This window comes from Streptomyces sp. NPDC127119 (assembly GCF_042677425.1).
GTDB lineage: Bacteria > Actinomycetota > Actinomycetes > Streptomycetales > Streptomycetaceae > Streptomyces.
In genome coordinates this window covers 1-4,070 of record NZ_JBHXTO010000283.1, presented here as the reverse complement: position 1 = coordinate 4,070, position 4,070 = coordinate 1, and the positions used below count along the sequence as shown (strand labels likewise).

The 4,070-nt window shown below is 71.0% G+C and carries 4 protein-coding genes and 1 pseudogene; 3 read left to right on the top strand and 2 right to left on the bottom strand.

From position 1 onward, the window contains the following. Nucleotides 1–185: pseudogene (locus ACFVH5_RS44045) on the top strand (iron transporter); the annotation flags it as partial. A 152-nt stretch (nt 186–337) separates the two neighbouring features. Then, nucleotides 338–1,360, top strand: coding sequence for a hypothetical protein (locus ACFVH5_RS44040; protein ID WP_385839314.1), 1,023 nt, complete (start codon nt 338–340; stop codon nt 1,358–1,360). Between the two features lie 164 nt (nt 1,361–1,524). Here ACFVH5_RS44040 and ACFVH5_RS44035 read toward each other — a convergent pair whose 3' ends face one another. After that, nucleotides 1,525–2,256: a bifunctional DNA primase/polymerase gene (locus ACFVH5_RS44035; RefSeq protein ID WP_384814091.1), complete on the bottom strand. Its 732-nt coding sequence runs from the start codon at nt 2,254–2,256 to the stop codon at nt 1,525–1,527. 169 nt (nt 2,257–2,425) lie between these two features. On the opposite strand from ACFVH5_RS44035, the gene ACFVH5_RS44030 reads away from it, so the two are divergent. Next, a complete protein-coding gene (locus ACFVH5_RS44030; RefSeq protein ID WP_385839313.1) occupies nt 2,426–3,316 on the top strand; it encodes a glycerophosphodiester phosphodiesterase in 891 nt (296 codons plus the stop codon). Here ACFVH5_RS44030 and ACFVH5_RS44025 read toward each other — a convergent pair. After that, entirely contained in the window at nt 3,295–3,909 is a 615-nt protein-coding gene (locus tag ACFVH5_RS44025; RefSeq protein WP_385839312.1) for a TetR/AcrR family transcriptional regulator, read from the bottom strand. The genes ACFVH5_RS44030 and ACFVH5_RS44025 overlap by 22 nt on opposite strands. Nucleotides 3,910–4,070 lie beyond the last annotated feature (161 nt).

The following is a 4,070-nucleotide window of genomic DNA, read 5'->3' as shown; positions in this document are numbered from 1 at the left end:
TCCCCCCGGACAGCTGGTACGGCACCCTCCTCAAAGGCATCCTCAACTTCCAACCCGACCCCACCATCCTCCAAGTCGCCGTATGGGTCCTCTACCTGGTGCCGACGCTGGCGTTCTTCCTGGCGCCCTCGCGGTCCGGCAGAAGCGGGACCAAGTCCCCCGCCCCGGTGCGCGAAGAGGCGTGAGACCGGCGCGCGGAGGGCGCGGTACGTCATCCCGCCGCCCGGGCGGTTCCCGGCCCCGGTAGGGTTCGCCTCCGGGAAACCGGGATCGGGAATCGGGATCGCGAACCGGGATCGCGAACCGGGATTCGGGACGGGGAAGGTGAAGGGACTCGATGAGCAGGGATCGCAGCCCTCGTAGGTCTCCTGGGCCTCGCAGGCCTCGCGGACTTGGCCACGGCGCGCTGACGGCGGCCTCCGTGACCGTGCTGACGGTGACGGCGAGCGGGTGCGTGGTGGTGCACGGGGAGCGGGAGATTCTTCCCGGGGCCACGAAGAGCGAGGCCGCACGTGCCCTGCGGGACTTCACCACCGCCTACAACAAGGCGAACGGCGCCAACGACCCGTCCCTGGACGCGGACCGGGTCACCGGTGCCCTCGGGGACATCGACGGGGCGAAGCTGAAGGCCGGCGGCAAGAACCAGCCGGGCGGCAACGCCAACTATGTGCCCCTGAAGCTGACCGACACCGAGTTCACGATCCCGGAGAAGGCCGGCTGGCCGCGCTGGTTCGTCACCGACTCGAAGGCCAACAAGGGCCGCGCCGAGGACCGTTGGCTGATGGTGTTCACCCGCGGCGACGCGAACGAGGTGTGGCAGGTCGCGTATCTGACGATCTCCTCCGCCGAGGCGATACCGACGTTCAAGAAGAACAAGGACGGCTGGGCCGAGCCGGTCACGGCGAACGCGGCGGATCTGGCGGTCGCCCCCGGGAAGCTGCCCCAGCAGTACGCGACGTACCTCAAGGACGGCGGCAGCACCTTCGCGGACGGCGCCCACACCACGAAGTGGCGCTCCGACCGGGCGAAGAGCGCCGCGCGTCCGGGGCTCGCCCAGCAGTACATCGATGAGCCGCTGACGTCCGGCGACTACGCCCCGGTCGGCCTGCGCACGGCGGACGGCGGCGCCCTCGTCTTCTTCACGACCCGCCACTACCAGAAGCAGACGGCGGCCCCTGGTGTCCCGATCAACGTCACCAACGTCGACGTGAAGGCCCTGATGACCGGCGACCCCAAGCAGTCCCTGACCCTGGAATCCATCTCCAACCAGGCGGTCCTGGACCCCCCGAAGTCGGCCTCGGACCAAAGAATTAAATTCCTGAGCCGAATCCAGGGCCTGACGGCGGCAAAGGGCGAGTAACCGATCGCCTCCAGGGGCGCGGGGAACGGCGCAATCTTTTGCCTTGAGGGGGCGCAGCCCCCAAGGGGCGCGGGGAACTGCGCAGTCTTTTGGCTTTCAGGGGCGCGGGGAACGGCGCGACCAGCCACGACGCACCCGCAGACGAACAACCGCCCCGGACGGAGTCACCCCCGCAAAGGCCACGCAGCAATCTGCTCCCGCTCAACCCCCGCGTACCGCGCACATTCATCCGTCAGAACTTCCAGCAAGGACAACGGATCCGGCAACGGATGCTCGGGCCCCCGCACCCACACCACGGAAAGCTCCCCCGGCAACCGCGCCGGAGGCACCAGCACGTACGACCCCCGGCAGTGCCACCGAAGCCCCGGATGCTCATCCATCGTCTCGGGATGGCAGTCCAGCTCGCACGGCCACCACTCGTCCTCGTCCTCGGGCGTACCGCGCGTCGCCGTGAAGAAGAGCATCCGGTCGTCCCCGGACAGCGCGACCGGCCCGACCTCGATCCCGGAGCCGAGCAGCCGCTCCAGCGCCTCCTGCCCGGCCTCCAGCGGCACGTCCAGCACGTCGTGCACCATGCCGGTCGCGGTGATGAAGTTGGCGAGCGGCTGATGCCGTGCCCAGCGCTCGATCTGCGCCCGGTCGGTCGTGGACTGCGTCTGCCAGGCGAAGGAAACGGGGTGGCGCGCGGGGGTCGGACACCCGACGCGGTCACACGAACACCGGTAGGCGGAGGGATGGGCGGCGGGCGCGAGCGGCAGCCCGGCTCCGGCGGCGGCCAGCAGCAGTTCCTCACGGCTCGCGGAGTCGTCCGCGGCGTCCGTCCGTGGGCGCCGACCGCGCAACCACTGGGAGATCCTGCCCTGCCCGCCGGAGCGGCGGCCCATCTCTGCGCTCATATATTGCCCTCGCCTGGCTGTTGTGCGGACAGCATGCCTCATGCTCCCACCATCCTGCGCTCCGGGGGGCCGGAGCCCACATCCGGGGTAGGTGGGGTGATGCCCGCCCGGGGCAGTGATCGAGTGTCATTGCGTACTTTGACACGATATGCCCGCCTACGGTGTCGACATGGTCACACGGACTGCGCTGACGGGCATCGCCGGTCTCACGTCACTGGCTCTCGTGGGACAGAGCGGGGCGATCACCCCTCTGGAATGGGGCCCCGGCCCCCTGACGGTGTCGGCGCTGCCCCGCGTCGTCTACACGGCCCACCGCGGCGGCGCCCGCGAGGTGCCGGAGAACAGCATGACGGGCCTCATGACGGCGTACGAGCGCGGGACGGCCCAGGTGCTCGACCTGGACACCCGGATACTGCGCGACGGGACGATGGTGGTCATGCACGACGCCACCCTGAACCGCACGACCTCCATGGGCGGGCCCGTGCACGCGCTCGACCGGCGGGACTGGCAGGGGGTACGGCTGCGCCCCAAGGACACGCTCCCCGGGAGCTGGCGCTCGGAACGGCCGCCGACGCTCGCCGAGGTGCTGGACCGGTTCGGCGGGCGGGTGGTGCTGATGCTGGAGGCCAAGGACCCGCGGAGTCTGCGGGCCATCGCCGCCATGCTCAGGGAACGCGGTCTGACGCGTTCGGTGCTGGTCAACTCCAACCATCCCGCCGTGGCGCTGCGCACCCACCGCCTGGGCCTGCTCTCGCAACTGTGGCGTTCGGCGCACCAGATGCGTACCGACCGGCCCGCGCAATGGCGGCCGTTCGTGGACGTCCTGGACGTGGACCACAAGGCCCGGGACCGCGATCTCGTACGGGCCGTGCGGTCCGGCATCCCCCGGGTGTGGGCGCACACGGTGGTGACCCCGGCGCAGCGCGACCGCGCCCTCGCGCTCGGCTGCGACGGGATCATCACGGACGCCCCGGGACGGCTGGCCCGGGTACGGGTACGGGCCTGGGGCCGGCGTCAGGGTCAGGGGCGGGGCCAGGGTCAGCGAGGGGCGATGCCGTAGAGGGCGTACTCGACCAGCCTGTCCGCGACGGCGTGGTCGAGCGGGCCCGTGCCCTGGAGCCAGCGCTGGGCGAGCGGCGAGACGACCAGGTCGCGCGCGATGTACGGGTCCACGTCCGCGCGCACCTGGCCCGCGTCCTGGGCCGCCCGCAGGCGTCGTACGTACAGTTCCAGCGAGGGCAGGAGCAGGGTGGCGACGAACTCCTTCGCGAAGGCGGGGTTGCCCACGCCCTCCGCGGCGAGCGCGCGGGCCGGGGCCTCGTAGCGCGGGTCGTTCAGCTCGTCGACGGTGGCGCGCAGGACGGTCTTGAGGTCGGCCTCCAGGTCCCCGGTGTCGGGGATGCCGTCCGTTTCCGCCCAGTCCCCGCCTCCGGCCGCCTCCGCCGCCTGGGCGCCCAGGTCGACGAAGGCCTCCATGAGGACCTCGGCCTTCGACGACCACCACCGGTAGATGGTCTGCTTGCCCACGCCCGCGCGGGCCGCGATGGCCTCGATGGTGGTTTTGGGGTAGCCGACCTCTGCGACGAGGGTGAGGGCGGCGGCGTAGATCGCGCGGCGGGACTTTTCGCTGCGGCGGTTGGAGTCGGGAGGCATGCGCCCGAACCTACCAGCACGACAAGACGGGCCGTCTCGCCAAAGACTTTCCTTCGCCCCCGCCGCCCCTACCCTTCCCGTCACTGTGTCCTCAACCGCCGGACGGGCTCAAAATCAGCCCGTCCGGCGATTGAGGACAAAGGGGGCGAGGGGCGCAGCCC

Excerpts from the sequence above, each read along its gene's own strand:
- ACFVH5_RS44030 (WP_385839313.1), top strand. The coding sequence starts at position 2,426 with ATGGTCACACGGACTGCGCTGACGGGCATCGCCGGTCTCACGTCACTG.
- ACFVH5_RS44025 (WP_385839312.1), bottom strand. The coding sequence starts at position 3,909 with ATGCCTCCCGACTCCAACCGCCGCAGCGAAAAGTCCCGCCGCGCGATC.
- ACFVH5_RS44035 (WP_384814091.1), bottom strand. The coding sequence starts at position 2,256 with ATGAGCGCAGAGATGGGCCGCCGCTCCGGCGGGCAGGGCAGGATCTCC.
- ACFVH5_RS44040 (WP_385839314.1), top strand. The coding sequence starts at position 338 with ATGAGCAGGGATCGCAGCCCTCGTAGGTCTCCTGGGCCTCGCAGGCCT.